Annotated in this window: 24 protein-coding genes; 15 read left to right on the top strand and 9 right to left on the bottom strand. The window is 52.6% G+C overall.

All coding sequences use genetic code 11. From position 1 onward, the window contains the following. Positions 1-799, bottom strand: a 799-nt coding sequence (locus HYU99_11600) for a hypothetical protein (protein ID MBI2340990.1), incomplete at its 3' end; no start/stop codon positions are given. 509 nt (positions 800-1308) lie between these two features. Here HYU99_11600 and HYU99_11605 point away from each other — a divergent pair. Continuing rightward, positions 1309-1818 (top strand): hypothetical protein, encoded by a 510-nt coding sequence (locus HYU99_11605; protein ID MBI2340991.1) that lies wholly within the window; start codon positions 1309-1311, stop codon positions 1816-1818. After that, on the top strand, positions 1818-2297 hold the full coding sequence (locus tag HYU99_11610; GenBank protein MBI2340992.1) for a hypothetical protein: 480 nt from the start codon (positions 1818-1820) through the stop codon (positions 2295-2297). The genes HYU99_11605 and HYU99_11610 overlap by 1 nt, the downstream gene beginning before the upstream one ends. 3 nt (positions 2298-2300) lie before the next feature. Here HYU99_11610 and HYU99_11615 read toward each other — a convergent pair whose 3' ends face one another. From HYU99_11615 to HYU99_11625, 3 genes are all read right to left on the bottom strand, one after another. Then, complete coding sequence (locus HYU99_11615) at positions 2301-5408, bottom strand: tetratricopeptide repeat protein (GenBank protein MBI2340993.1); 3108 nt, start codon at positions 5406-5408, stop codon at positions 2301-2303. Between the two features lie 49 nt (positions 5409-5457). Then, positions 5458-7068 carry a helix-turn-helix domain-containing protein gene (locus HYU99_11620; GenBank protein ID MBI2340994.1) on the bottom strand — a complete coding sequence of 537 codons (1611 nt, stop codon included), beginning with the start codon at positions 7066-7068 and terminating at the stop codon, positions 5458-5460. A gap of 137 nt (positions 7069-7205) precedes the next feature. Further along, the gene (locus HYU99_11625) at positions 7206-7415 is read right to left on the bottom strand and encodes a helix-turn-helix transcriptional regulator (protein ID MBI2340995.1); all 210 of its coding nucleotides are present in this window, start codon (positions 7413-7415) and stop codon (positions 7206-7208) included. Positions 7416-7526: 111 nt separating this feature from the next. Between HYU99_11625 and HYU99_11630 the strand changes: the two genes are divergently transcribed. Next, entirely contained in the window at positions 7527-7934 is a 408-nt protein-coding gene (locus HYU99_11630; GenBank protein MBI2340996.1) for a response regulator, read from the top strand. Here the strand turns inward: HYU99_11630 and HYU99_11635 are convergent. Continuing rightward, the gene (locus tag HYU99_11635) at positions 7931-9844 is read right to left on the bottom strand and encodes an MMPL family transporter (GenBank protein ID MBI2340997.1); all 1914 of its coding nucleotides are present in this window, start codon (positions 9842-9844) and stop codon (positions 7931-7933) included. The two genes, HYU99_11630 and HYU99_11635, sit on opposite strands and share 4 nt — an antisense overlap. Before the next feature lie 125 nt (positions 9845-9969). Between HYU99_11635 and HYU99_11640 the strand changes: the two genes are divergently transcribed. The 7 genes from HYU99_11640 to HYU99_11670 all read left to right on the top strand — a co-directional run bounded on the left by HYU99_11640 (position 9970) and on the right by HYU99_11670 (position 17722). Next, the gene (locus HYU99_11640; protein MBI2340998.1) at positions 9970-10350 is read left to right on the top strand and encodes a hypothetical protein; all 381 of its coding nucleotides are present in this window, start codon (positions 9970-9972) and stop codon (positions 10348-10350) included. A gap of 105 nt (positions 10351-10455) precedes the next feature. After that, positions 10456-11745 carry a TolC family protein gene (locus HYU99_11645; protein ID MBI2340999.1) on the top strand — a complete coding sequence of 430 codons (1290 nt, stop codon included), beginning with the start codon at positions 10456-10458 and terminating at the stop codon, positions 11743-11745. Positions 11746-11758: 13 nt separating this feature from the next. Then, positions 11759-12877, top strand: coding sequence for an efflux RND transporter periplasmic adaptor subunit (locus HYU99_11650; GenBank protein ID MBI2341000.1), 1119 nt, complete (start codon positions 11759-11761; stop codon positions 12875-12877). Positions 12878-13109: 232 nt separating this feature from the next. Next, complete coding sequence (locus tag HYU99_11655) at positions 13110-16355, top strand: efflux RND transporter permease subunit (protein ID MBI2341001.1); 3246 nt, start codon at positions 13110-13112, stop codon at positions 16353-16355. A 3-nt stretch (positions 16356-16358) separates the two neighbouring features. Next, the gene (locus HYU99_11660) at positions 16359-16868 is read left to right on the top strand and encodes a DUF2231 domain-containing protein (GenBank protein MBI2341002.1); all 510 of its coding nucleotides are present in this window, start codon (positions 16359-16361) and stop codon (positions 16866-16868) included. 140 nt (positions 16869-17008) lie between these two features. Continuing rightward, entirely contained in the window at positions 17009-17377 is a 369-nt protein-coding gene (locus HYU99_11665) for a hypothetical protein (GenBank protein ID MBI2341003.1), read from the top strand. A 75-nt stretch (positions 17378-17452) separates the two neighbouring features. Continuing rightward, the gene (locus HYU99_11670) at positions 17453-17722 is read left to right on the top strand and encodes a hypothetical protein (protein ID MBI2341004.1); all 270 of its coding nucleotides are present in this window, start codon (positions 17453-17455) and stop codon (positions 17720-17722) included. A gap of 111 nt (positions 17723-17833) precedes the next feature. Here the strand turns inward: HYU99_11670 and HYU99_11675 are convergent, their stop codons facing one another. The 3 genes from HYU99_11675 to HYU99_11685 all read right to left on the bottom strand — a co-directional run bounded on the left by HYU99_11675 (position 17834) and on the right by HYU99_11685 (position 18933). Beyond that, entirely contained in the window at positions 17834-18220 is a 387-nt protein-coding gene (locus tag HYU99_11675) for a type II toxin-antitoxin system VapC family toxin (protein MBI2341005.1), read from the bottom strand. 3 nt (positions 18221-18223) lie between these two features. Continuing rightward, on the bottom strand, positions 18224-18487 hold the full coding sequence (locus HYU99_11680) for a hypothetical protein (GenBank protein ID MBI2341006.1): 264 nt from the start codon (positions 18485-18487) through the stop codon (positions 18224-18226). A gap of 80 nt (positions 18488-18567) precedes the next feature. Then, the gene (locus HYU99_11685) at positions 18568-18933 is read right to left on the bottom strand and encodes a hypothetical protein (protein ID MBI2341007.1); all 366 of its coding nucleotides are present in this window, start codon (positions 18931-18933) and stop codon (positions 18568-18570) included. 150 nt (positions 18934-19083) lie between these two features. Here HYU99_11685 and HYU99_11690 point away from each other — a divergent pair, with 150 nt between their 5' ends. Genes HYU99_11690 through HYU99_11700 form a run of 3 tightly spaced genes read left to right on the top strand, consistent with a single transcriptional unit; the run spans position 19084 to position 21403 of the window. Further along, positions 19084-19443 carry a hypothetical protein gene (locus HYU99_11690; protein ID MBI2341008.1) on the top strand — a complete coding sequence of 120 codons (360 nt, stop codon included), beginning with the start codon at positions 19084-19086 and terminating at the stop codon, positions 19441-19443. 3 nt (positions 19444-19446) lie between these two features. Beyond that, positions 19447-20079, top strand: coding sequence for a nucleotidyl transferase AbiEii/AbiGii toxin family protein (locus HYU99_11695; GenBank protein ID MBI2341009.1), 633 nt, complete (start codon positions 19447-19449; stop codon positions 20077-20079). Continuing rightward, positions 20054-21403: a Glu/Leu/Phe/Val dehydrogenase gene (locus tag HYU99_11700; protein ID MBI2341010.1), complete on the top strand. Its 1350-nt coding sequence runs from the start codon at positions 20054-20056 to the stop codon at positions 21401-21403. The genes HYU99_11695 and HYU99_11700 overlap by 26 nt, the downstream gene beginning before the upstream one ends. Positions 21404-21420: 17 nt before the next feature. On the opposite strand, the gene HYU99_11705 is transcribed toward HYU99_11700, so the two are convergent. Then, positions 21421-21768: a DUF3147 family protein gene (locus HYU99_11705; protein ID MBI2341011.1), complete on the bottom strand. Its 348-nt coding sequence runs from the start codon at positions 21766-21768 to the stop codon at positions 21421-21423. Positions 21769-21916: 148 nt separating this feature from the next. On the opposite strand from HYU99_11705, the gene HYU99_11710 reads away from it, so the two are divergent. Together HYU99_11710 and feoB are read left to right on the top strand one after the other, a co-directional pair. Continuing rightward, positions 21917-23212, top strand: a complete 1296-nt coding sequence (locus HYU99_11710) for a citrate synthase (GenBank protein MBI2341012.1) — start codon at positions 21917-21919, stop codon at positions 23210-23212. Positions 23213-23288: 76 nt separating this feature from the next. After that, positions 23289-25150 (top strand): ferrous iron transport protein B (gene feoB / locus HYU99_11715; protein ID MBI2341013.1); only part of this gene is annotated, 1862 nt, incomplete at its 3' end.

A 25150-nucleotide genomic window follows, 5' to 3' on the forward strand; every position in this document is an offset into this window, starting at 1 on the left:
TCCACTCATACGCCTCCGCATTGTTATAACCCGGAGCCCCGGCAAAGATATCGTAAATGCCATCTCCATCGGGATCGGCAAGGCTTAAACCCATGCCCAAATTAAGATCAAACATTGAACCTGAAATAGTTGTGGTGGCCACGTCTGACAAAAGTGCTTCGGCTCCACTTTCGAACACCGAAGATCCCCCCTCAACGATATAAACCCGACCTAACGAACTATTAGCAAGGTCAACGTCAAAGTCACCGGTCAGTGGTAGCCCCCAACCGGGTGAACCAACTACAAGATCATCAATTTCATCTCCTGTAACATCACCACCAGCAACCGCTGTTGCCCCCGCCTGCTCTCCAATAAATTCGGTCGGCAGGTCATCACCCTCATAGGTTATCGTTTGGGCCTCCAAATCCCCGCTGAGAATAGCCCCCAGTGTAAAACTTAACCCCGTCTTTCCCTCGCACACACTCGGCTTAATGTAGTCTTCATCAATCGATCCGTTGCAGTTGTTGTCCACATTGTCGTTGGTGTCGTCTGCGGAATCGGGCTTAATTGTTGCATCGTTGTCGTTGCAATCGCCGCAAATGATATCTTCGTATTGAGCTTGCTCCGAAGTGGCGCAGTCATAGTAGCCGTCCCCATCCGCGTCGTTGGGATTTACCGGCGTGCTGGTGTCGTCTGTATCATCACCACCGCTATCGACGGGATCGGTGTCGTCCGGACGGCGGCCACCAGTGGGGCCAGTACACCCGGAAAGGCCAATCATTCCGGCACCGGCAAGCAAGATTGGAAGAAGAGGCAACATAATTTTTTTTCAATTCACGTCTCAAAAACCTCACTTACACTTATCGGCTGAAATCGGCTTTTGTTGCTAAAATTCGTACGCCTGTAAGAAAAAAATGTCAAGCCATATCAAAGAGTTAGCGGCATGGTTTTGACACCTCCGGTCAGAGCGTTCATTTTGTAACACCCCAAATTCGTATCCAAACCGCCCAACCGTCCATCGGACGGCGTCCGATTTTCGGACGGTGCCGCTGGGCAGGCGGACGATTTTGGCGACGTGCCTCTTTTTAAGCCCATGTAATCACGGCAATTAATTCTTCTTGGAGGTGGCACGGGAATTGCTTGTCTCATCGGTGGAGGTATACTTTTATGTATCCTATCAAAGAAAAAAACGACCTCACGCTATCCACCCCCGTTGTACCGCCCAATCGTAAGGAACTGGATGCCAACTCCTTTCTGCGGGAGGCTCACCAACTCATGTACATGGCAAAAAGAGATTTCTGGACCGAGGAGCATCTCATCGGCCAGGTTTTGCAACTCACCGATCAAAATCCAAACCTGGTTGAAACGATGGATTTTCCCCGCACGGCGGAAGACATTAAAAATCAACTTCTCATTCCGGCAAAAATGAAGCAGAATACGGAGCACTTGGAGTTTAATATCAGCGAAAAGCGGCTGATTCATTTTGATGACAAGGGAAAAGAAGTGGAAAGCTGGCCAGCCAGAACGGGAAATCTTAGCGGGAAGGTTTCCATGGAGAAGAATCGGGGCCCTTTGCCGCCGGGGGAATATTTGTTGGGGGGGAAACCAAGACCCAAAGATGATAAAGCATTCTGTGACCAGGAAAGAGATTGTTGGTCACAGACATTGGATGCAAATTTTGAGACGGAAAGAGAATTACTGGCGATTCATCCCGATGGAGGGGATGCGGGTACAGCCGGATGTATCGGCAAAGAAAAAAAACGAGACAGTGGAATCCGATTTTTTTGGGTGCTATTTTTTGTACCTTCTTTTCTTCAAATCTCTTGGCAGATTCCTTGATGCCGGAGAAAAAATTGGACCGGTTAGCCATGATTGGTATCATGGAGAAATCCGTTGAGTTGACAAACAGCTTCCAAAAAACGCTTGATATGTCGGCCCGCCGGACCGATGAAGACTATGCTTGGAATGTGGTGATTCCGGCATTGGGACAAATTACCGATTATCTTACGGTGTCAACCAATGATATAGAATTTTGCAAGATTTTTTACTCTTTAATTTTGGCACACACGAATGCGGCAGACGAAAGTTTTAATTATTCCGCCGGAACGGTATATTATAAGAATCCCGCACTGGTAGAAAAAACACTCCTCTTATTTTCCGTCGGAGATCAAAAAACGCTGGTGTTATTAATCAGTGGGGGAATGGAGTCCTTGGAGTGGGAGTCCAAGAATGATTCTTCCTTCGAAAACAAGCCCCCCTTTGAAATTCAGAACGCCCGGTTTAAAAAACTCATGCAGAAATACAAAATTACACCTTAATTTTTAGCCAGTCGATTCTTTGCGCCATTGTTCAAATTCCTTTTCCTGAAACCCGGGTCTTTTTTTCAAGGCTTCTAACTTAGCCGTGGCCTCATGCAGACCAGTTTCGTTTTTGCGGCTTTTTTCAAAATCGGCCCGCTCCTGCCATAAAAACTGCTCGTAAGCCTTTAACAACGGGTTGTGTTGCAACAATTCCGCGGCGCGTCCGAGAAAATTTTCGGCCTTTTGAGCGTCATTCAAATTTCGGTAAACCGCTGTCATCCCCAGAAAACTGGTATAGAGGCTCACAATGACCGGTCCCTTTTCATCACAGGCGTCGAAGAGTTTTATGGCATAGACAAAATACTTTTGCGCCTCGGAAAACTTCTTTTGTTTCAGCAAAACATTGGCGATGTTGTAGCTGACGATCGCCAAACGGGCCTGTGGCGCCGTTTTGTGCGCCAGTTCAAAGGCATGCTTATATGACGTCAAGGCTTCCTCGGAGGCATGTTTTTTGTCGCAGAGGTTCCCCTGTTCGTTGTAGACGGCATAGAGCCAATACGGCGTTCGTCTTTCCTTTAATGTGTCCAGACACCGATTCAACATCTCGGTGGCTTTGTCTGCCTGATTCAATCGTTCATAACAACTTGCCAGCTTGTAAAGTGTAATGGGATATGCCTCGACGGAAGGCTTTTTCGACAAGACGGCCATCACCTCTTCCAGATAACCGCAGGCCTTTGCATAATCCCCTTTAAGATAATAAAGAATATCGATGTCCGTCCGGATAGCCTTGATTTTTTCTTCATCGGTCAACTCGTTTTTCCAGGTCTGCCAAGTTTCATTGAAAATTTTTTCGGCCTCTTCCGGCCTTCCGGCATCCAGAGCATCTTGGGCCATCCGATTGCGAAGAATAATCTCCATCCACCTTAAATCCTTGTTGTCTTTGACGGCATTTAATGCCTGTTCGTAACAAACCCGTGCCTTCTCGGACTTTCCCAGCCGTTTATGGCATAAGCCAAGTTGCTCCAGCGTCCGGATGAAAATTTCGTCCGTCTGACCCTTTTGATCGGCCTCCCGGGCTTTAACCAACTCGTTCAGGGCTCGTTCGGCCGATTCATGGTGTCCCGCTTCTACTTCCAGTTCGCCAAGTTCGAGAAGGACCGTTCTTCGTTCCGTTTCATCCAGATTCCGCTTTTCCAACAAAAGGGTCAGGCTTTCCCGCGCCTTGTCATACTGAAGAGCCTCCCTCTGCAGTCGCGCCAGTTCATGGAGCGCCTCGATCGCTCCCATGCCGGTTCCACGTCCCTGAAAATAGAGGACATCCTCCTTCGGCATTCCCTTTTGTTTATAATAGTCGGCAATCGCGTCGCAGACCTCCGCTTTCAGGTCGGACGCCGTTTCCTCAAGCAGTACCTCTTTGAACAGTGGATTCGAAAAAACATAGAAACTCTCCGGATCGGTCATCAATATTCCCCTGCCAACCAGCTTGCCCAGTTCCTCCTCCACCTTTCCGGTCTGCGACATTTCCGCCAAGTCGTCCAGTTTAGGCTTGCCTGTGAAAGCCAGCATGAGGAGAAGAACCTGTTGAACCTCGGTGAGCCGCGCCTCTTCAAGGGTTGCCTTGAGTCTTTTCTTGATAAACTCATCCGCGCCGCTTGCCTCCAAATCCCCCCCCAGATCGTCCAAAATCTTCGGCGTCCAGCTTCCATGGCTGTCCTTAAGAAACCCTTTTTCAAAAAGGGCGCGGACATATTCCTCAAGGCAGGCCGGGTTGCCGCGCGTGTGTTTAAAGACAATGTCCAAAATTCTATCCGGGATGTCTTCCAGGCCGGTTGCTTTGACCAGATATCCCTTCGTCTGCTCCCGCTTGAAATTCTTAAGGGTGATGACGCATTCTTCGGGGCACGGGATATTCAACTGTTTTGCCGTCAACACAGCCAAAAACCGGGTATTTTCCATGAACAAATCGACATATTCCAATTCCATCGGATCGATCTGCACATCGTCACCAACGACAAGACAGGGGGTCGGCAATTTATCGGTCGAATATTTCGCCGATTCGGCCCAAGTAAGCACCTTGTAGAAATGGCGGTGGGCCTCGTTTTTGCATTCTTCCAGAAAACGGGTCTTCCCGCTTCCTTCGTCGCCGGTAATGAGCAGGTAGGGCTTCTTTTTAAATGCGCCGTTCACAAGCCGGTCGGCAAAAAAAGCCTCAAAGACGGCAAATTCTTTCTCTCTGCCGATTAATTTTCCCTTTTCCGGAAGATAGCTCACAACCGTCTCCGGTGTTTCGACGGGATAAAAATGATCGGACAATAAATTGATGTCTTCAATCACGGCTTGGGCAGTGGAGTAACGGCTTGAGGGATCTTTTTCCAACAGCTTAATGATGATCTGGTCAAGGTAAGCCGGAATTGCCGGGTTGTGGCGGGAAGGGGGCAGGGGCGTTTCGGTGACATGTTTCACATAAACTTCTTCGGCCTCACCGCTAAACGGCAGTTTGCGCGAAAACGCCCGATAAAAGGCGCACCCCAGCGAATAAAGATCGGCCCTTTTGTCGCGCGGTTTCCCTTCGATGATCTCCGGCGGGGTATAGGCCGCGGTCCCGACAATGATCGGCTTTCCCTCCTTGCGGTTCTTTGCAAATTCCCGTTCATAAAAATTGGCCAGGCCGAAGTCGATAAGTTTCAGTTGGGAGATGACGCCGTCTCCAATGACAAGTACGTTCTGCGGCTTGATGTCGAGGTGAATGACATTTTTGCTGTGGAGATAATTCAGCGCCCGCAGGGCTTGGACAAACAGTTCCTCGATGATTTGAACGGTGGCCCCCTCCGTGGCCTCAAACAGGTTCTTTCCATCCACAAATTCGGTGGCAATAAAGAGATGTTCGTTCTCCTCCAGCTTGCCGGCATCGAACACTTTTGCGATTGAAGGATGGTTCAAGTCTTTAAGGGTGAGAAATTCACCTTTGAACGTCTCGAACTCGATCATTTTTAAATATTTAAGGGTTTTTTTGAGAACTTTGAGGGCGAGTTTTGCTCCCGTCTTCCGGTCACGCACCAGATAGACATAACCGCTCATCCCACTGCCTAACTCACCCAGTTTTTCGTAACGACCGGCGTAAAGTGTCATGGCGGGATTGATATTAGCAGATTTGCCGTGAAGGTGAAACGCGAAAGCTTTATTTGATTTTAAGGATTCTGCGGATTTCTTCCACCGACATTTTGAAACGCTCCGAGATGACCTGCAAGTCCTGTCTCACGGCGTAGGCCAGCCGGAGTTGAAGCGCCGTGATTCTTTCGACGTAATTCGCCATCGACTCCCCCTCCCGCGGAAAGAGGATTTTGTTTTTCAAAATATCCACCAGCTCCCGGCACTGGCTGACAACCGTTTTCAGATATTCGGGCTCAAACCGGAACAGGGCCGATTTTGGAAGTTCCCGGATGATCGTGCCGGCCGGCGTTTTTTGAACCATTTTTTTCCGCTTCTCGGCCACGTAATCGGCAATTACCCTGCTTTTCTCCTCCAGCATGGAAGAGGTTCTCTCGATCAAATCCTCCTTCATATTTTTCAATTTCACGGCAACCTTGAAAAGGGTATCAAGCGGGATATCCACTTGGGGATATGCCTTCAGCAAATCCTGCAGGTCCTCCCTGGACATATCGGGGAAATCGCAATCGACGAAAAAATTCACGATCTTCAATGCGGCGTTGAGGGGCGTAACCTCTTTCACCGGATGATGATGGTGCAGTAAAACGGTATCAATCACTTCGTCAGAAAACCGCCAATTGGCCGCAATCATCGCCGAAGTCACCGGATGCAGTTCGTAATCGATCAGATTAAACAATTCGCCGTCAATGCACGCATAGGTCTGCGATTTTTCGTCCATCGCCGCTTCGGCGGGCCTGGCAAGCGAAGGGTGAAGAATCGTATAAAGCGCGCACGTTCCCAAGCCCTGCAACAATACGGCCGCATACAGATAATGGGGGCTAACATTTTTTGGCAAATGGGGGGCCAGTTCCAAAGCCATGATTGCGCCAAGGCTTCCGAATTCCTTTTTTTGCTCAAGGATGGAGATTTCCTCTTCAACGTCGCAGATGCCATTCTTTGCAACCCCGATGAAAATCAATTCCTCCAACTGGCCGGTCGTTATTCGTTTCAGGGCATCGGGAATGTCCTTTGCCGGATTTTCCTGAAAATAGAGAAGGTTTGCCGCCGAAAAGATAAAGGGCCCCCAAACAAGATCGCGCGCCAAAAAACCGTCGAGGGCTTCTCCCTTCAGCACAAAATCGCGGATCTCGTGCGGATATTTTGCCTCCGGGTTTGTGCGCAGGGCGTCGAGGACAAGAAAGAGATTGGTCGGTAAAGCGGGCGGCAAGAAAAAGTGATAAAGGTCCTTTTTCAAATACCCGAATACCTTCAACCGCTGTTCGCTCAAAGGGGAACCGGCCTGATCTTTGTAAGATTCCTTGATCCGCTCGATGACCTTTTCCAGTTCTTTTGAATAGGCCATGGCGCCATCCAAAGGGATATCTTCCAAAACCTTTCGTCTTGCCCCCAATTCCCAATCCTTCAGTTTCGCCAGTCCGACATTCAAAACGCGGGCCAGTTCGACAAGCATCTGGCGGTCTGGCAACGACTCGCCAGTCTCAATTTTTCTGTATTGCGGGAGGCTGATCCCCAAATACTCGGCAATCTGGTTGGTTCGGATTCCGCGGGCCTCGCGTAGCCGCCACAGGCGAAAGCCGAAGTGAATGAAAGGAAAGGTCTGTGTATTTTCTTTTGGCGGCATAAGCGTTTTTCATCCCTTTTGGATAATGAGACAGTTTAAACCATTTAAGGCGACCTGACCATCAATTTTTTATCAATTTTTTATCCCTTGGCTATTTTTTTTTGGGGGGTGGAGAAAATTTATCCAGCGGTGGAAAACTATTTCAAAAGGCGGTCGGGTGCGATTTTGAAAACCTTGGCCAGTTTCAGAATGGTTTTAAGGCTTACATTCCGCTCACCGGCTTCAATATACTGGTACTGGCGGAGGGAAAAACCGAATTCGGTCATGTCAAACTGGGTCCAGCCGCGTTTCAGCCTGTATTTCCTGATATTTCGGGCCACTTTCCCTTGAAAATCCGCAAGGTTCATTTACCGCTTCATAAACCCTTTACGCTCCTATGAAAACGCCCACAAAAAAGCACGCCTATTTATGGGCGTATTTTGTTGCCCGAATGGCTGTCATCGGTTAATATGATTGTCATGCTCAACATTCTTATTGTTGATGCCGACGTGTCGATACGTTCGCTTCTCGCGGCCCATTTGTCGTTACGGGACAATCCCGTTGTCGCCGTCGCAAACGGCGTTGAAGCAGTCTTGTCGGCAAAAAGGCAGATTTTTGATCTGGCTTTCGTGGACGACGAAATGCCGAACGGCACCGACGCCCTGGAAACGGCCAAAGAACTCAAGCAAATAAATCCGGCCGCTACCGTGGTCATTTTGAACGGCGGTATCCATTCCGACAGGCCGCCGGAAGCGGTTATCAAGGAATTCGAGGTCATCGGCAAACCATTTGCGCTCGTCGATATCGAGAATATTGTGATCGGAGAGGAAAAAAAGCGGGCGGCAAGCGCCATCGACCCACTTTGCCATCTCGCCAAATTGTTTTAATCGCTCTCCGCCGTTTTTTCGCGAAACACGCCGATCAATTCGCCGGGATCGTGAATCAGCGGTTTTTTGATCCGCTTTTCAATGAGGCTTCCCTGCCATTTCAAAAAGGCGGGAAAAAATCCCAGACAGGCAAGCAAATTTGCCGCCATGCCGATCAACGCCACAAGACCCGCGTTTTTCAGGCCCTGGTGATCGCTCAAGAGCATGCCGGCAAAACCAATGATCGAGGCGAGGGTGGCCAGGATGAGCGGGGAGCCGGTGAAGACAACCATCTGATGAAGCGAATCCTCCTCTGCCTGCGGTGAGCTTGTGGTTCGACTTGGCTCACCACCATGAGCCTGTCGAATGGTCGAACCCGCCTCCGGGTTCTGCCCCTGGAGATAGCGGTGGTAGAGGTGGATACTGCTGTTGATGCCGATCCCCATCAGGATGGGGAAAATCGCCAGATTGAAGATATTCAATCGGATGCCCAACACAACCATCGTGCCGAAGGTCATCAACAATCCCAGACAGGGAGGCAGAATCGCGACGGCCGCTTTTTTGGCGCTTTTGAAATCCGCCATCAACACCAGATAAATTCCCAAAAGCAGGACCCAAAAAGCGGAAAACGAATCGCGCCGCATCCGTTCCAGCGCATCGGAAAAAACAATCGACCTCCCGGCCGGATGGTAAATTTTCCCTCCGGCGCGAATGTCACGAATGTCATCGGCATACCGGGCGGCCAGCCGGGCGTCGGAGAGAGGCGCCTTGCCGTAGATGAAAACCATGGCCTTTTTCCCCTGAACATCGACAGGAAAAAGATCGAGCGTCGACTTGACGGCTTCAATGGTGTCCGCTTGAGCCATCCGAACAGAGACGGCGGCAACCACCCCCTTTGTCTCCTCCAGCGTGTCGGTCAAAATAACCGCAGGGGCGCTGGAGTCGGGAAAGACGGCGTCGATTTTGGGATCTCTCAACTTTCCGTAATCGTATTCAAATGAAAAAAAGGGGAGCAGAACAAGGCAAACAACGGCGATGATCAGCCCGGCGTAAACGACCCCCTTCGATGTCGGGGCCCGGGAAATCCAGCGCGGCGGGGGATGAAGAAACCAGGCGCGCACAAAGCCCCGCTTCTCGCCCAAAGCCCATAAAACGGGGGCGTAGACAAAATAGGAGGCAAAAATGATCAAAAGCCCCGTCGAGGCAATGATGCCGAACTCCCGAAACCCCTCAAAATCCATAAAAATCAAAAGGGCAAAGGCCAGCGCCGCCGTCAAAGCCGATGAAAGGGTTGCCCGGCCGGTGTCGTGGAGAATGACCGATATGGTTTCTTCGAGCGATTCGCGCCTTGGGCGTTCCTCCAGGTAGCGCGAGAAAAAATAGATGCCGTATGTAACCCCGAGACCAAACAGAATCGCCAAAAGGAACACGGTCATCGGATTGAGCCGCCCGACCACAAACCAGGCAGAACCGAAACTTAACGCCGTGCCGATCATCAACGGGACAAGCGCCAGGAAAACGGCCGAGGCCCGCCGATAGAAAAGGTACAGGATGCCGCAAATTCCCAAAAAGGCCAAAAGGCCGCTCCTCCCCACATTTTTTCGGACGGAAAAATTCTCGTCGATCTTGTCCCGGAATTCCCCCCCGATGTCGGCTTTTAACCCCTCATCAAATTGCAAAGGGTTTAATTTTTCCAGAATTGCCCGAAGATCTGTCCGTTCGATGACTTTTTTGAGATTTTGAACGCCGGGCGACTGTTCCGGAAGAAAGACCATGGAGTCGCTGTCGACATGGAGCTTCAGGGCGAAAAAGAGGCTTAAAAAAGCGGCTGAAACGCCGACAATCAGAAGCGGTTTGGCATGGCGGACCAGAAAAACGGCCAATCGGTCAAAGTATTCCCTCCTCCAGATTTTTTTGAGGACAAAGTGCATGGGGAGAAAAAAGGAACCTATTATAAGCCCACCGGAACGACAAGGGGGGAATTCACCCCCCAAAATCGGCTTGCTTGACAAAAAGAGGGGTAAACCTTACCATAGAGACAATCGTTTAATCTTTTATGCCCTTCAGAAAGTGGACAAATTTAAGGGGAAAACAGGTGGCTACGGGGATTATTCTGGCCCTGGCGCTCTATTTGTTCCCGCAAATCTGCACCGCTTCCTGCCCCATGCCTCTGCAGGCGGTAGACAAGTGCTGTTGCGATCATTCGCAAAACAACGGCTCGGACGATGGAATATCCGCCCAGAGTTGCTGTGAGATGAAAGCGGCTCCCGCAAAAGACAAAATTCTTTTTTCCTTAAAATCGGTCGAAACTCCCGCCCCGGCGGTTGTCCCGTCCGATATCGCCTTCTCTCTCGTCTCCGCAATTCCTCATCAGGCGTCCGAGTTGCCCACTCCCATGTCGCGACCGGCCTTCATGAGTCCCATCTTAAGAATCTAGTCTTTCACATCCATTTATTTTGATTGTGAGTGCTTTGTAGGGGCGAATCTTGTATTCGCCCTTCATGATGGGCGATCACAAGGATCGCCCCTACACGGATGTGATATGAAAAATTTACTGACATTGTTGATTCTTCTTCTTCCGTTGCCCCTTCACGCCCAAACGCTGACGCTTGACGAGGTGGTGAAGACGGTCCGGGAAACGCATCCTGCCATCGAATCTGCCAAACAGGACGCCGAATCGGCCAAACAGATGAAAAAGGCCGAAAGCTGGCTCGAAGACCCGATGGTCGGCGTCATGTTTGAGGAAGTCCCGTTGAATAGCCCGAGTCCCGGCAATGCCGACATGACCGATTATATGGTCTCGCAAAAACTCCCCTTCCCATCGGTTCTCGTCACCAAAAACAGGGCGCTCGATGCCGAGTACAAGGCCAAACTCCAGATGGCAATAGGCAGAGAGCGCGAACGGGTATTCGATGCCAAAAAAACCTACTTCGAACTGGTCGCCGCCCGAAACGAGTTAAAGGCGCAAAAAGCCATTCTGGGAAATTACCGCCAGATGGTCGTCTCGCTGGAGACGGAATACAAAACACGAGGCGACAAGCCCGCCCCATCCAAAGAAATGTCGCCGGGAATGGAAACAGGCGCCCTCGACATGTCCACCGGTTCGCTTTTTTCGGACCTGATGATGGCCAAAATGAAAAAGGCCGAAGCGGAAGCCGCCGTTTATGACCTCGAACACAAGGAAAAAACGGCGAGCGCCCGGCTCAACCTGATGATGGGGCGCGAGGCGATGACTCCGATTGCAAAGCTCGAAGAGCCGAAGGTAAAAAAATTAAGCTGGGACGAAAAAACGCTGGAACAAAAGCTCCTCGCTCAAAACAGCGACCTTAAAGCGATGGAGTGGATGGTGAAAAAAATGGAAAAAGAGGTCTCTCTGGCCTGGCAGGATTTGATCCCGATGGTGGAGCCGGAGTTTCAGTACAACCGCCGTCAGAACATGGATAACGCCTACACGCTGGGAATCAATCTGAACATTCCGCTCTGGCTGAACAAGAAAAGTCACAACATCAGCAGAGCCAAGGCCGAACAGCGCAAGGCCAAATCGGAACTCGAGGCGGGAGTTCTCGACATGAAATCGTCGCTCCATTTTCTGATTCATTATGCCATGGAGCATCGGAAGATCGTGCTGAAATACCGAGGTGAGGTGCTCCCGCTGGCCCGTTCGGCCTGGAACTCCGCCGAGACGGCCTATCAGGCGGGCGTCATTTCATCGAGTAATTTGCTCCAGAAACTGATCGGCTATCACGAGGCCAGCAAAATGTACTGGGACATCTGGATGGATTACCAGATGGAATACGCCATGCTGGAGGCAATGGTCGGGGAGGAATTATAAAGAAAGGAGAAATATGAAAACAAAATATCTATTAATCGGCATTCTTGCCCTAATCGTTGCCGGAGCGGTGATCACCGCCTGCGGTAAATTGGGGGGGGCCAAAAAACTGCAGGACGAGCACGGTGAAATTTCCCACTACACCTGTCCGATGCATCCGCAGATACACGAGGACCATCCCGGCGAGTGCCCCATCTGCCACATGCAGTTGGTACCGGTCTACAAACAGGAAAAAGAAGAACCATCGTCAGCCGTGGAAAAACCGACGGGACCATTGGTCGCTCTTTCCACCGAGCGCCAGCAGTTGATCGGTGTGACAAAAGAGCCGGTGAAAAAACGGCAACTGGTCAAAACAATTCGATCGGTCGGTCAGACGGCGTTTGACCCGGAGCTGGCGGTGGCTCAGCGGGAATTCGTCGAGATCGTCAAAAATGTTCCTTCGCTCAAAACCGCCGCTGTCTCCCGGCTGAAACTTCTCGGAATGAGCGACAAGGAGATCAAGGATCTCGAAAAGAAAAAGAAGGTCGAGACGAGTCTCTACCTGCCGCAGGAAGGAAGTACCGTCTGGGTGTATGCGCCGATCTATGAACATGAGATGCCGCTGGTCAAAGTCGGCCAGCCGGTGACCTTGACCCTCCCTTCGACGCAACAAACATTTGAAGGAACGATTCGCGGGATCGAGCCGGTACTGAACCTGACCACACGCAGTTCCCGCGTCCGGATTGAAGTTCCCGGCGCGGCCGGAATGTTGAAACCAGGCGCCTATCTGGATGCGGCCATCCAGATCGATTTGGGCGAGGTGCTGGCGATCCCCAAGTCGGCCGTCATTGATACGGGGGTGAGACAGGTGGCCTTCGTCGTGCGCGACAGCGACCGCCAGTCGGGCTCCGACCGCCAGTCGGGCTCCGACCACTTTCAGGCGACTGATGTCTCGCTGGGGGCCGAAACGGATATGGATCGCGAAGTGATTTCCGGCCTCAAGGAGGGGGACATCGTCGCGACAAGCGCCGTGTTCCTGCTCGATTCCGAAAGCCGTCTGAAGGCCGCCGTGGCCGGCATGGAAACGCCGTCATGCCCGGAGGGGGAATATTGGGATGTGGGAATGAGCATGTGTATGCCGAAGGCGGGAAATTGAAAAAGGAGCGAACAATCTGGCTTTTTGACTCCGCAAAGTCTTCGACTTTGCTACGCAGGCAAGCCAAGCTTGCCTTTGTGGGCCAGTTGCGAGCGTGGGGCTACAAGCCCCAGCTTGGCTGGGGCGCGTAGCAAACACAGCGTGTTTGCGAAGTAAGAATAGTTGGCCATTTGAGGCCAGAAATCCATCAACGCGAGTAGCAACAGCCGGGCCGAAAGGGCCCCAAGTAAAAATGATAGAAAAAATCATCGAATTCTCCGCACGCAACAAATTCCTGGTCCTCGCCCTGACCGTCATGGCGGTGGCGATCGGCATCCGCTCGATCCAAAAGGTGCCGCTCGACGCCATTCCCGATCTTTCCGACACGCAGGTGATCATTTATTCCAAGTGGGACCGGAGCCCTGATATTATCGAGGATCAGGTCACCTATCCCATCGTCACCTCGCTTCTCGGCGCCCCAAAGGTGCAGGCCATCCGCGGCATCTCCGATTTCGGCTTTTCGTATGTCTACGTTATCTTTGAAGACGGCACCGATGTCTATTGGGCCCGAAGCCGCACCCTCGAATATCTCTCCAAGATCATGCCGAGACTTCCGGAAGGGGTGAAAACGGAACTGGGTCCGGACGCTACGGGCGTCGGCTGGGTCTATCAATACGCCCTCGTGGACGAGACCGGCACAAATGATCTCGCTTCGTTGAGAAGTTTTCAGGACTGGAATCTTCGCTTTCATCTTCAAAGCGTCCCGGGCGTCGCCGAGGTCGCCAGCATCGGCGGCTTTGTAAAGCAATACCAGGTCAACATCAATCCCAATGCCCTTTTGGCCTACAACATCCCGCTGATGCATGTGGTCGAGGCGATTCGCAAAAGCAACAATGAAGTCGGCGGTCGGCTGGTGGAATTTTCCGATGCCGAATACATGATCCGCGGGAAGGGCTACATCAAATCGATCGCCGATATCGAAAATATCGCTATCGGGGCCGACGCAAAAACCGGCACGCCGATTTTGGTGAAAAACCTAGGCTCCGTCCGGATCGGGCCCGAAATGCGCCGCGGCGTGGCCGACTTGGACGGCAAGGGGGATGCCGTTGGGGGAATTGTTGTCATCCGCTACGGCGAGAATGCGCTGAATGTCATCGATGCGGTCAAAAAGAAGCTCAAAGAAATCGAACCGTCGCTTCCCAAAGGGGTTAAAATCGTCACCACCTACGACCGCTCGGACCTGATCCATCGCGCAATCCACACCCTGAACCGGACGTTGATTGAAGAAATGATCATCGTCTCTCTGGTGATCATTATTTTTCTTTGGCATTTCCCCTCCGCCATCATTCCGATTGTCACCATTCCTGTTGCCGTCATTCTTTCGTTTATTCCGATGGAGGCGTTGGGGCTCACCTCCAACATCATGTCGCTTGGCGGCATTGCGGTGGCGATCGGGGCGCTGGTGGACGCCTCGATCGTCGTTGTCGAAAACGCCCACAAAAAACTCGAGAAATGGGAGGCGGAAGGAAGAAAAGGAAATTATCACGACATTCTCATCGAGGCGATCAAAGAAGTGGCCCGTCCCAGCTTTTTTTCCCTGCTTGTCATCGCCGTCTCGTTCATGCCGGTTTTCACGTTGGAGGCCGAGGAAGGGCGTCTGTTCAAGCCGCTCGCCTTCACCAAAAACTTTGCCATGGCGATTGCGGCGGTTCTGGCGATTACCCTCTCGCCGGCGCTTCAACTGTTGGTGACCCGCTTTCACAAATTCAAGAAAGGGCCGGCCTGGCTCTGCGCCCTCGGAAACCGGCTTTTTACCGCCAAGATGATGCCGGAGGAACATCACCCGATCAGCCAGATTCTCTTTAAACTCTACGATCCGCCGATTCAGTGGGTCCTCAAACACCCGAAGCGGACCATCCAGATCGCCGTCGGCGTCGTCATCATCACCATCATTCCGTTCATGCGCTTGGGCTCCGAATTCATGCCGCCGCTTAACGAGGGAGCCATCCTCTATATGCCGACCAGCCTCCCCGGCATCTCGGTTTCCGAGGCCGAGAGAACGATGCAGATACAGGACCGGATTCTAAAATCCTTTCCCGAAGTGGAGCGGGTCTACGGCAAGGTCGGCCGGGCCGATACATCAACCGATCCGGCCCCTTTTTCGATGGCCGAGACGACGGTTGTTTTGAAACCCGAAAAAGAATGGCGCAAGGTCAAACGGTGGTATTCATGGATGCCTTCGACCTATCATTTTTTGTTCCGTTGGTTCTGGCCCGACCGCATTTCGTGGGAAGAACTGATTGCCGAGATGAATGCCAAACTTCAGCTCCCCGGATGGACGAATGCCTGGACCATGCCGATCAAAAACCGCATCGACATGCTGGCCACCGGCATCCGCACCCCGGTGGGGATCAAGGTTTTCGGATCGGACTTTAAAAAAATCGAAGAGATCGGGGGGCGCCTTGAAGGAATTCTCAAAGAGGTCAAAGGCACACGCAGTGTGTATGCCGAACGGGTGGCGGGGGGATATTTTTTGGACTTTGACCTCCGTCGCGATCACTTGGCCCGTTACGGGCTTACCGTCGCGGACGCGCAGATGATCATCATGTCGGCCATTGGCGGCGAAAACATCACGACGACGGTTGAGGGGCGTGGGCGCTTTCCGGTAAACTTAAGGTACGCGCGGGAACAACGCGACGATCTTGACGACCTGAAACGAGTTTTGGTGCCAACCCCTTCCGGCGCGCAGATCCCCCTGACGGAGCTGGCCGACATCAGTTTGAAAACGGGGCCTTCGATGATCCGCGACGAAAACGGCATGCTCGCCGGCTATGTCTTTATTGATATGACCGGCCGCGACATCGGAAGTTATGTGAACGAGGCCAAAAAGGTGGTCCGCGAGAAACTGGATCTCCCGACCGGCTATTCCCTTCAGTGGAGCGGACAGTACGAGGCGATGGAACGGGTGAAAAAGAGGCTCATGCTGGTGGTGCCGCTCACCCTGATGATCGTTTTTCTCCTCCTCTTTTTTAATACCGGCTCTACAGCAAAGACGCTGATTATCCTTATGGCCGTCCCATTTTCGGCCGTCGGCGCCATCTGGCTCCTTTACTTTTTGGGATACAATACCTCGGTTGGCGTCTGGGTCGGGTTGATTGCCCTCCTGGGGCTTGACGCCGAGACGGGAATCTTTATGTTGTTGTTTCTCGACCTTGCCTACGACCACAATGTAAAACATGGCCGGATGAGAAACACCGAGGATCTCAAGGAAGCCATTATCCATGGCGCAGTGAAACGGGTGCGCCCCAAGGTGATGACGGTGGCGGTGGCCTTCATGGGGCTGATGCCGATCATGTGGTCCCACGGCGCCGGGGCCGACACCATGAAACGAATCGCCGCCCCGATGGTTGGCGGCCTGTTTACCTCGTTTATTATGGAACTTCTGGTCTATCCGGCGATTTATTTTTTGTGGAAACAACGAAGTTTACCAAAGGAGTAATTTATGGAATCTCTGGCCCCCTTTCATTTCCAATTTGTTCATTTTCCGATCGCGCTGACATTTGCCGGTTTGTTATTCGCCCTTCTCGGCTACTTGCGGAAGAGTGAGTTTCTTTTTGCCGCGTCGCGATACACCCTTTATGTGGCCACCCTCGGCGCGATGGCCGCCGCGACAACCGGCCTCATGGCTGAAGAGTACCTTCCTCACTCACACGAGGGAGAAGCGCATGAAATCATGGAAGGACACGAAACGCTGGGGCTCTCGATTGCCGGGGGGCTTTTGTTGACAAGTATCTTGAGTATTTTCGCCGAAAAGAAAAAATGGGCCGGCGCGAGAAAGATCGTTTTGATTCTCCTCTTTATTCTTTCATCGGCCGTTGCCGTCACCGGTTACCTCGGCGGTCGCCTGGGGCATGAATTTGGAATCGGGATCCAAAAAGAAGAAGGGCCGTTGCCGGCAACAAATGTCATTAAGAAGGAGGGGTCTCCCCATGAACACCACGATCACCATTAATATAAATATAATAATTTCAAATAGTTATGTAGAAATGGGGCGAGGAGGATCATGAATGAAACTGATGGGGATCATGGAGGGGGGATGGATAATGCTGTAAATTGTTCGTGAAAGCTGGTATGATCACCTTGGTTTGAAAAATGAAAAAAATACGCAAAATAGTTCCCATTCTGCTAATCGCCCTGGTGGTCCAGTTCTCCTACAGCTTTTTGTGTCATGCCCCCGGCGAGGACAAAATCTGCCTGATGGATTGTTGCAAAAAGGTCCATCACTGCGCCGATAAAACCGGCGCAAAGCCGGAAGATTGTTGTGTCTATCGCGATTCGGGGTCGCAAAACTTTCTGGTCTCAAAGGCCGTCCCTGTTTCATTTTCCGGAATGGAAATCCATCTTTTGGAGCGGTGGTCCGTCGCTTTCCGGCCGGTCAATGTCACGAATGTTGAACGGGAGTTCGTCCTCCACGGGTCGTCACCTCCCCTCTACATTCTCAAACAGTCCTTTCTCCTTTAAAAACCCATCCAGGAATAGCTTGCAATTTGTTGTTGGTGATGTGAGACTAACTCTCTAACTTTTGGAGGAAATTTTATGAAAAAGGCAATTTTAACGATTGTGGCGGTAGTTGGATTCGCGGGTCTGGCGGTAGCGTCACCCGCAAACCGGACCCTGTTGATCAACGGGCAGAGGGACTATGCCAATGCCATGGGGGCCTCCGCCGAGGTCCCCCAGCGGTGGCAACATCTCAACCGTTTTGCGCGGGACAATGCCGAAAAGGGGAGCCTTGCCGGCACTGAACTGCCGACGGTTGAAAACCAGGACCAGCCCAAGAACTACAGGAACAACCTGAATAATTTCTAAGGTTGTTCTGATCGACTGACAAAAACAAAAAAGCGGTCCGCCATGTTTTTTGGCGGGCCGTTTTTTTATGTTTTGAAACCAAGATGAGAAAAACAAACTAGCCACCGGTGGCTAGCGGTCGATGTGATGCCTCTCAATATCGTGCATCGGATAATGCCTCCAATTAAAAGTACAAAGGGCGAAACGGTGAACCTGGGCCGTGGCGGCGATGAGGGCATCGCCTGTTTCCAAGCCATGCGATCGGGCGTATTTCCTCAAATATTCCCCGGCCCACTTTCCTATTGTTCGCGTTATTTCAAGGCATTCAAGCTGATTTAAAATAAGTTCCGTCTTCGCCCGTTCGTTGGATCTTAATCCCCGATAAATTTCGGCCTCCGTTACCGGAGAATAGGCCAGGTGAGCGCTTGAGGCATTAAGTTCCGCCATATGAGAATCAACAGTCCCATTGCCCCGGAGATGCTCAATCAACACGTCAGTATCAAAAAGGATTTTTTTCATGGGTCAGGAAAGTCCAAACCGTTTCCAACGGGTGTCTTTTCTCAAGGACCGAACATACTCGTCCGTGGGGGGCAGATCGGTGCGATTTTTCCAGATTCCGAAGGAGGCATTAAGGGCCTTAATAAAATCCCTCTTCCTCCGGCGCCGGCCGTAGACTTTGTCCAACGCCCTTCTCACCAGATCGGAGACCGTGGTCTTCTTTTCGCGGCTGATAGAAAAAAGAAGCTGAAACTGCGAATCATCGATGTAGAGCTGGGTTCGCTTCATGGCGATGTATAATATACATCGTGTGCTCGCGCCTGTCAATACGCCCTGCACGCCCTTTTCTACCCCGAATTGCGCGCCGTCTATTTTGAAACCGCAAAACTCGAGTCGTAGGAATCCCACGAACGGGTGGCCACCCCGTTTTTCGACCCTGCAGGGTAGCTGGCCTGCCCGGGCAGGAGCTTCACCTTCACCCTCCCCCCCTCTTTCGTGATGACCCCTTCGTGAACGGCGGTTACACAGATGGCTGAATCGGTGGTGAACAGGTTGTTGGTCCCCCACGCCTGCCCCTCCATGCAATTGACGGGGCAACTCACCGTAAAACCTTTTTCCCGCAATTTCTGGAGCGAGTTGACGCTGTCGGTGCATGAGACATTGATCGGCTGACTGCAGGCCGAACCCAAAACCAAAATCCCTGCTGTAAAAATAAACAGATTCATTTTTCGCATGGCGTTTTCTCCTTTTGCAAGGATTGCATCATACCCGGTCGGCGGAATAGGACAAGTCAAAACATACGGAGGGCGGCCCGGTTTGTTCCGGAAGATAATGACTTGCAAAAGTGTACAAATTTTTGTACAATTTTAACGAACGTGTTCGATATGACAAACATTTTTTCTTCAAGGGCCAGGGTCAGGGTTTTGAGGGCGCTCTATTATCAGGAGGCGCCGGTGCCGTTAAGACACGCGGCCTATCTGGCCCAAATGCCGGTATTTTCCATCCAGAGGGCCCTCAAACAACTGACCGAAGAAAAACTGGTTATCCGGAAAAGGAAAAGAAATTACCGTCTCTTCTCGCTGAACCGGGCACATCCCTGCCATCCTTTCCTCTCCCGGGTTTTTAACCTCGAGAGGGAGAGTCGGTTCGCTTTGGCGCCAAACCGTTACGACCAAAAGGCAAAGAGCCTGCTGGCTTTTATCGGCGCCACGCATGATCTATTCAAGACCGCAAAAGCCGGATAAAAAATGAACTTGCAGGTTCTTTTCAAGCGTGTTGTCGATCTTCTCAAAAAAGAAAAGGTCCGGTTTGCCTTGGCCGGGGGGCTTGTCGCCTCGCTCTATCGAAAAACCCAACGGCTCACCAACGACCTCGATTTTCTGATTTTGGCCGGACCCCGCACGCAGGACAAGGCATGCTCCATTGTCAGGGCGGTGGGCCTGAAGCCGACCCTCGTTCGAAAGGCCGATCTGGAAGGGGGGCCTTTGTTCGCCATCAAGAGGGGACGCACCCGACCTTATATTGTCGCCGGACGGGCCGAAGGGGATCCGTCAAAAATCGGCCTGGATTTTATTCTGCCGGAGATGCCCTGGTTTGAAAACGCCCTCGACCGGGCCGAACACAATAACGTCAATTTTGGCTTCGGCCCAGTCCCCTGTCTGACCGTCGAAGATGTGCTGATCGCGAAATTCTTTTCGTTCAAAAATGACGCGCGAAGATTCAACGACCTGGATGACCTCAAGTCCATTTTTGAGGCAAGCCACGACCTGGATTTGGCCTACTTGTCGGGTCAGATGCAAAAACTGGACCTGGAGGTTCCTCCCCCGGTGAAAGCGCTCGCCCCCAAGGTGCTGAATGTCATATCAAGGGGGCGGCGCTGATTTCCCGTGCACCCTCCCCTTTTTTCATCTAAAATACCGTTCCGTGAAACAACCCGGACCCCTTTCCGCCGAGTGGGATTCCCCCCTCTTTAGACAAACGCAAACCCAGCTTGACCGCGCCGCAAAATTCATTTCCCTGGACGAGAATGTCCATCAGCGCCTCCGCTATCCACAAAAGGTGTTGATGGTCTCCGTCCCCTTCCGGCTGGATGACCAGAGGGTGACGGTTCTCCCCGGCTACCGAGTCCAGCACAACAACGCCCTCGGCCCCTTTAAGGGGGGAATCCGCTACCATCCCGGAGTCACTCTCGGCGAGGTCTCGGCGCTGGCGATGATGATGACCTGGAAGTGCGCCCTCGTGGGCCTCCCTCTCGGGGGAGCCAAAGGGGGAATTCGTTGCGAGCCATCTCAAATGTCGCGGAACGAACTTCAGCGGATGACCCGCCGGTACACCTCGGAGATCGTCAACTTCATCGGCCCCGACAAGGATATCCCCGCCCCCGACATGGGAACCAACGAACAGGTCATGGCCTGGCTGATGGACACCTACAGCCAGAACCACGGCTACGCCATCCCGTCGGTGGTGACCGGAAAGCCGATTGTGATCGGCGGCTCGCAGGGACGAAACGAGGCCACCGGATACGGGGTTGCCTATGCCGTGATGGAAGCGGCCAAAAAATTGAACATGAAACTGGACCAAAAAACGCGCGTGGCGGTGCAGGGGTTCGGGAACGTCGGCTCGTTTGCGGCGCAAAAGCTCGAAAAAACCGGGTGTCGCATCATCGCAGTCAGTGACAGCACGGGGGGCGTTTTTAACGCCAAAGGGCTTCTCCCGTCCGCCCTTATGGCGCACAAGAAACAGAAAAAGGGACTCAAGGATTTCCCCGGCGGCGAATCGATGACCAACAAAGAGTTGCTGGCCGTCGAGTGCGACATTCTGATTGTCTCCGCCATGGAGGGACAGATCACCGAAAAAATTGCGAAAAATCTCTCCTGCCGGATCCTGGCCGAGGGGGCCAACGGCCCCACGACCCTTAAAGGGGATGCCGTTCTGGAAAAAAGGGAGGACATCTTCCTCATCCCCGACATTCTGGCCAACGCCGGCGGCGTGACCGTTTCGTACTTCGAATGGGTTCAGGGACTGCAGAACTTTTTCTGGAGCGCCGGCGAGGTCAACAAAAAACTTCAGGAAATCATGGCGGGCGCCTTCGAGCGGGTCCATCAGACGAGCCTCAAGCGAAAATTATCGATGCGTCAGGCGGCGCTGATCACCGGCATCGAACGGGTCACGCAGGCGATGCTGAAACGGGGAGTTTTTCCGTGACCGGTGAAGCAAACCACCTAAATCTTCACCCCAAACATCTTCATCAGGAACAGATAGCCCGAATACGAGACAACCATGACGAGCGAGGCCAGAAGAAGGGCCAGGGGAAACTTGAGCCCCATCTTCACAAAAAACGGAAGGGCCAGAAAGAAAATCAGCGATGGGAGAACCGCCCAAAAAATACCGTAAGAAAGATCGATGATTTTTGCCGCATCCTTTGTGTCGCGGTAGAGCCAGCACATGGCGAGAATAGAGGTAAGCGGCAGAGAGGCAACAATCGCCGCAAAGACGGTAAAGCGTTTGCCGATCTCGGCCACCCCTGCGATCACCAGCGCGGAGATGGCGATTTTGAAGAAATATTCCATGCCGGACATATATTAAAATCGGCTGGTCCTGTCCACCAGCACTAAGCCTCTTCTCTTTTGTTTCCGGCAAGGCTCATGAATAAACATGATCCCCATCGGTTGACGAGGGAAAAAAGTGTGTGAGAGTATATAGCTTTGGAGGTGCCCCATGAAAAAACAGGAAACCCTTGCCATCACCGACAACCGGACCGGCAAAACCTACGAGATTCCAATCGTCGAAAACGCCGTTCGCGCGGTCGATCTGCGGCAGATCAAACAATCACCCGACGACTTCGGCCTTTTAAGCTACGATCCGGCCTACCTCAACACCGCCTCCTGCCAGAGCCGGATCACCTTTATCAACGGCGACAAGGGAATTCTCGAATACCGCGGCTATCCGATCGAGCAGTTGGCGGAAAAGAGCAACTACCTGGAAACGGCCTATCTCCTTACTTACGGCGAACTGCCCACGCAGACAGAGATGGAGAAGTGGCGGTCGCACATCACTCTCCATACGATGGTGCACGAAAACATCAAAAAATTCATGGACGGCTTCCACTACGATGCCCATCCCATGGGAATCCTCGTGGGGACGGTGGCCGCCCTTTCCACCTTTTATCCCGACGCAAAGTACATCGACGACGAGGCCTCGCGCGACCTCCAGACCTGGCGGCTGATCGGCAAGATCAGCACGCTGGCCGCCTATGCCTATCGGCACAGCGTGGGGCTCCCCTACGTGATGCCCGACAACGATCTGAACTACGCGGGGAATTTTTTGAGCATGCTGTTTAAAAAGGTGGAGGCGAAATACTCCCCGAACCCGGTTTTGGAAAAGGCGCTGGATCTTCTCTTTCTTCTCCATGCCGATCACGAGCAGAACTGTTCCACCTCGGCGGTCAGGAATATCGGATCTTCCCATGCCGATCCCTATTCGGCGGTGGCGGCGGGAGTGGCCGCCCTCTACGGCCCCCTGCACGGCGGGGCCAACGAGGAGGTCATCCGGATGCTGGAAAAAATCGGCTCTACGAAGAACGTTCCCGACTTCATCAAAAGCGTGAAAGAGGGGCATGGAAAGCTGATGGGGTTCGGCCACCGGGTCTATAAAAACTACGATCCCCGCGCCAAGATCATCAAAAAAATGGCCGACGCCGTTTTTGGAGTGACCGGGCGCAATCCCCTTCTGGACATCGCGCTGGAGCTGGAAAAAATCGCCCTCGATGACGACTATTTTGTCAGCCGGAAGCTCTACCCGAACGTCGATTTTTACTCGGGCCTCATCTATCAGTCGATGGGCTTCCCGGTGTCCATCTTTCCGGTTTTGTTCGCCATCGGGCGGATGTCGGGCTGGGTGGCCCAGTGGCGGGAGCTGATCACCGACAAGGAGCAAAAAATCGCCCGCCCGCGGCAGGTCTATCTCGGACACCGCGCAAGAAGCTACGTCCCGCCGTCGAAACGAACAACCTGATAAAGCCGACCCCCCCCAAGAACCTGATCCAGATCATATCAAGGGGGGCCCTTTTGTGAGAATCTGTTATGTGATAATGAAAATCACATGCAATATACCCAAGGTGGCGCTGATCGGCAATCCGAACGTCGGCAAGAGCGTGATTTTCAGCTTTTTGACCGGCCGCCACACGGCCGTCTCGAACTACCCTGGCACGACGGTCGAGGTGGCGCGGGGGTCGTTTAATTCAGGCGGCCGGGAGGCGATGCTGATCGACACCCCGGGGGTCAACTCGCTCACCCCGATGTCCGAAGACGAAGAGGTCACCCGAAACATCCTCATCAACGAAAAAAACGAAAAAATCGACGGCGTCATTCAGGTGGCTGACGCCAAAAATTTGCGGCGCGGCCTTCTGGTGAGCCTCCAGCTCGCCGAAATGGAAATCCCGTTTCTTCTGGATCTGAACATGGAGGACGAATCGGCCGCCTTGGGGATCGGCATCGACAAAAAGAAATTGTCGGAGCTTCTGGGGGTGGAGGTTGTCGGAACCGTTGCCGTCCAAAAAAAGGGGCTCAAAGATCTGCAAAAACCAATCGCTCCCCGCAGGCGGCAGGGCCCCTCCAATAATGCGTGGCGGGCACAGCGCCGGCCAGATGATCCGGATGGAACTCCAAGCAGACAGGGGAAGTATCCAATCTATTCGGCTGACATCGAGTCGGCAATCGGCGAGATCGCGCCCCTCCTCCCTCCTGCCACCATCTCCCGCCGGTCGATGGCGCTGATGCTCCTCTCCGGCGACATCAGTCTCATGGAACGGCTGGCTGAAAAACTTCCGCCCAATAAAGTGACGGCCATCGAACAGGCGCGGATCGCCCTTTCACGGCTTCACCCGGCAGGGCTTGCCTATCTGATCAACAAACAGCGTCTGCGGGCCGTCGATAAACTGATAAAAAAGGTCGTTGTGAAGGAGAAAAAAGAAAGCCGGGGATGGGCGCAGAGTTTTGGCCGTCTTTCCATGCACCCGCTCTGGGGCCTTTTCATTCTCGCGGGGGTTTTGTTCGGCTTTTACGAATTTGTCGGAAAATTCGGCGCCCAGACGCTGGTCGATCTGATGGAGAACACCCTTTTCGGAAATTATCTCAACCCGTGGGCGACAAGATTTTTTACAGGACTCTTTTCCTTCTCTCCCTTTTTAACGGACCTTTTCGTCGGTCCCTATGGAGTCATAACCATGGCGCTCACCTACGCCCTCGCGATCATTTTGCCGATTGTCACGACCTTTTTTATCGCCTTCAGCCTGATTGAGGATTCCGGCTACCTCCCCCGCCTTGCCATCATGTTAAACAAGGGATTTCGCCTGCTGGGGTTGAACGGAAAGGCGGTGATCCCGATGGTGCTTGGCCTCGGCTGTGACACAATGGCGACAATGACCGCCCGGATCATGGAGACGCGGAAGGAAAAGATCATCGTCACGCTCCTTCTGGCGCTGGGGGTCCCCTGCTCGGCCCAGCTGGGGATCATCCTCGGCCTGCTCGGCGCCCTCCCCCCCTGGGCAACTTTTGTCTGGCTGGGGGTGGTCATCGGCTCGATCCTTCTGGTCGGTTTTTTCTCCGCGCAAATCCTGACCGGGCCGCCGGCCCATTTCATTCTCGAAATTCCGCCGATCCGGAGGCCAAAGCTTGGGAATATTCTCACCAAGACGCTGGCGCGGCTGGAATGGTATTTAAAGGAGGTGGTTCCCCTCTTTGTCCTTGGAACACTGGTCCTCTTTTTTCTCGACAAGTTCTCGCTTCTCCCGGCCATTCAGTCGTTTGCCTCGCCGCTTGTGGAGAAAGTTCTCCACCTCCCCCCTTCCGCCACGGAGGCCTTTTTGATCGGCTTTTTAAGAAGGGATTACGGGGCCACGCGGTTTTTCGATCTGTTTCAACAAGGGGGAATCGACGCCGTCCAGACGACGGT

The sequence above is a fragment of the Deltaproteobacteria bacterium genome, from assembly GCA_016183175.1.
In the GTDB taxonomy this organism is placed as follows: domain Bacteria; phylum UBA10199; class UBA10199; order UBA10199; family SBBF01; genus JACPFC01.

What these genes read in the sequence shown, in the direction of transcription:
- HYU99_11615 (MBI2340993.1), bottom strand. Translation starts at nt 5,408, where the DNA reads ATGACACTTTACGCCGGTCGTTACGAAAAACTGGGTGAGTTAGGCAGT.
- HYU99_11610 (MBI2340992.1), top strand. Translation starts at nt 1,818, where the DNA reads ATGCCGGAGAAAAAATTGGACCGGTTAGCCATGATTGGTATCATGGAG.
- HYU99_11665 (MBI2341003.1), top strand. Translation starts at nt 17,009, where the DNA reads ATGAAAAAAATACGCAAAATAGTTCCCATTCTGCTAATCGCCCTGGTG.
- HYU99_11685 (MBI2341007.1), bottom strand. Translation starts at nt 18,933, where the DNA reads ATGCGAAAAATGAATCTGTTTATTTTTACAGCAGGGATTTTGGTTTTG.
- HYU99_11695 (MBI2341009.1), top strand. Translation starts at nt 19,447, where the DNA reads ATGAACTTGCAGGTTCTTTTCAAGCGTGTTGTCGATCTTCTCAAAAAA.
- HYU99_11705 (MBI2341011.1), bottom strand. Translation starts at nt 21,768, where the DNA reads ATGGAATATTTCTTCAAAATCGCCATCTCCGCGCTGGTGATCGCAGGG.
- HYU99_11710 (MBI2341012.1), top strand. Translation starts at nt 21,917, where the DNA reads ATGAAAAAACAGGAAACCCTTGCCATCACCGACAACCGGACCGGCAAA.
- HYU99_11690 (MBI2341008.1), top strand. Translation starts at nt 19,084, where the DNA reads ATGACAAACATTTTTTCTTCAAGGGCCAGGGTCAGGGTTTTGAGGGCG.
- HYU99_11675 (MBI2341005.1), bottom strand. Translation starts at nt 18,220, where the DNA reads ATGAAAAAAATCCTTTTTGATACTGACGTGTTGATTGAGCATCTCCGG.
- HYU99_11640 (MBI2340998.1), top strand. Translation starts at nt 9,970, where the DNA reads ATGCCCTTCAGAAAGTGGACAAATTTAAGGGGAAAACAGGTGGCTACG.
- HYU99_11635 (MBI2340997.1), bottom strand. Translation starts at nt 9,844, where the DNA reads ATGCACTTTGTCCTCAAAAAAATCTGGAGGAGGGAATACTTTGACCGA.
- HYU99_11670 (MBI2341004.1), top strand. Translation starts at nt 17,453, where the DNA reads ATGAAAAAGGCAATTTTAACGATTGTGGCGGTAGTTGGATTCGCGGGT.
- HYU99_11700 (MBI2341010.1), top strand. Translation starts at nt 20,054, where the DNA reads ATGTCATATCAAGGGGGCGGCGCTGATTTCCCGTGCACCCTCCCCTTT.
- HYU99_11630 (MBI2340996.1), top strand. Translation starts at nt 7,527, where the DNA reads ATGCTCAACATTCTTATTGTTGATGCCGACGTGTCGATACGTTCGCTT.
- HYU99_11650 (MBI2341000.1), top strand. Translation starts at nt 11,759, where the DNA reads ATGAAAACAAAATATCTATTAATCGGCATTCTTGCCCTAATCGTTGCC.
- HYU99_11660 (MBI2341002.1), top strand. Translation starts at nt 16,359, where the DNA reads ATGGAATCTCTGGCCCCCTTTCATTTCCAATTTGTTCATTTTCCGATC.
- HYU99_11655 (MBI2341001.1), top strand. Translation starts at nt 13,110, where the DNA reads ATGATAGAAAAAATCATCGAATTCTCCGCACGCAACAAATTCCTGGTC.
- HYU99_11680 (MBI2341006.1), bottom strand. Translation starts at nt 18,487, where the DNA reads ATGAAGCGAACCCAGCTCTACATCGATGATTCGCAGTTTCAGCTTCTT.
- HYU99_11645 (MBI2340999.1), top strand. Translation starts at nt 10,456, where the DNA reads ATGAAAAATTTACTGACATTGTTGATTCTTCTTCTTCCGTTGCCCCTT.
- HYU99_11620 (MBI2340994.1), bottom strand. Translation starts at nt 7,068, where the DNA reads ATGCCGCCAAAAGAAAATACACAGACCTTTCCTTTCATTCACTTCGGC.
- HYU99_11625 (MBI2340995.1), bottom strand. Translation starts at nt 7,415, where the DNA reads ATGAACCTTGCGGATTTTCAAGGGAAAGTGGCCCGAAATATCAGGAAA.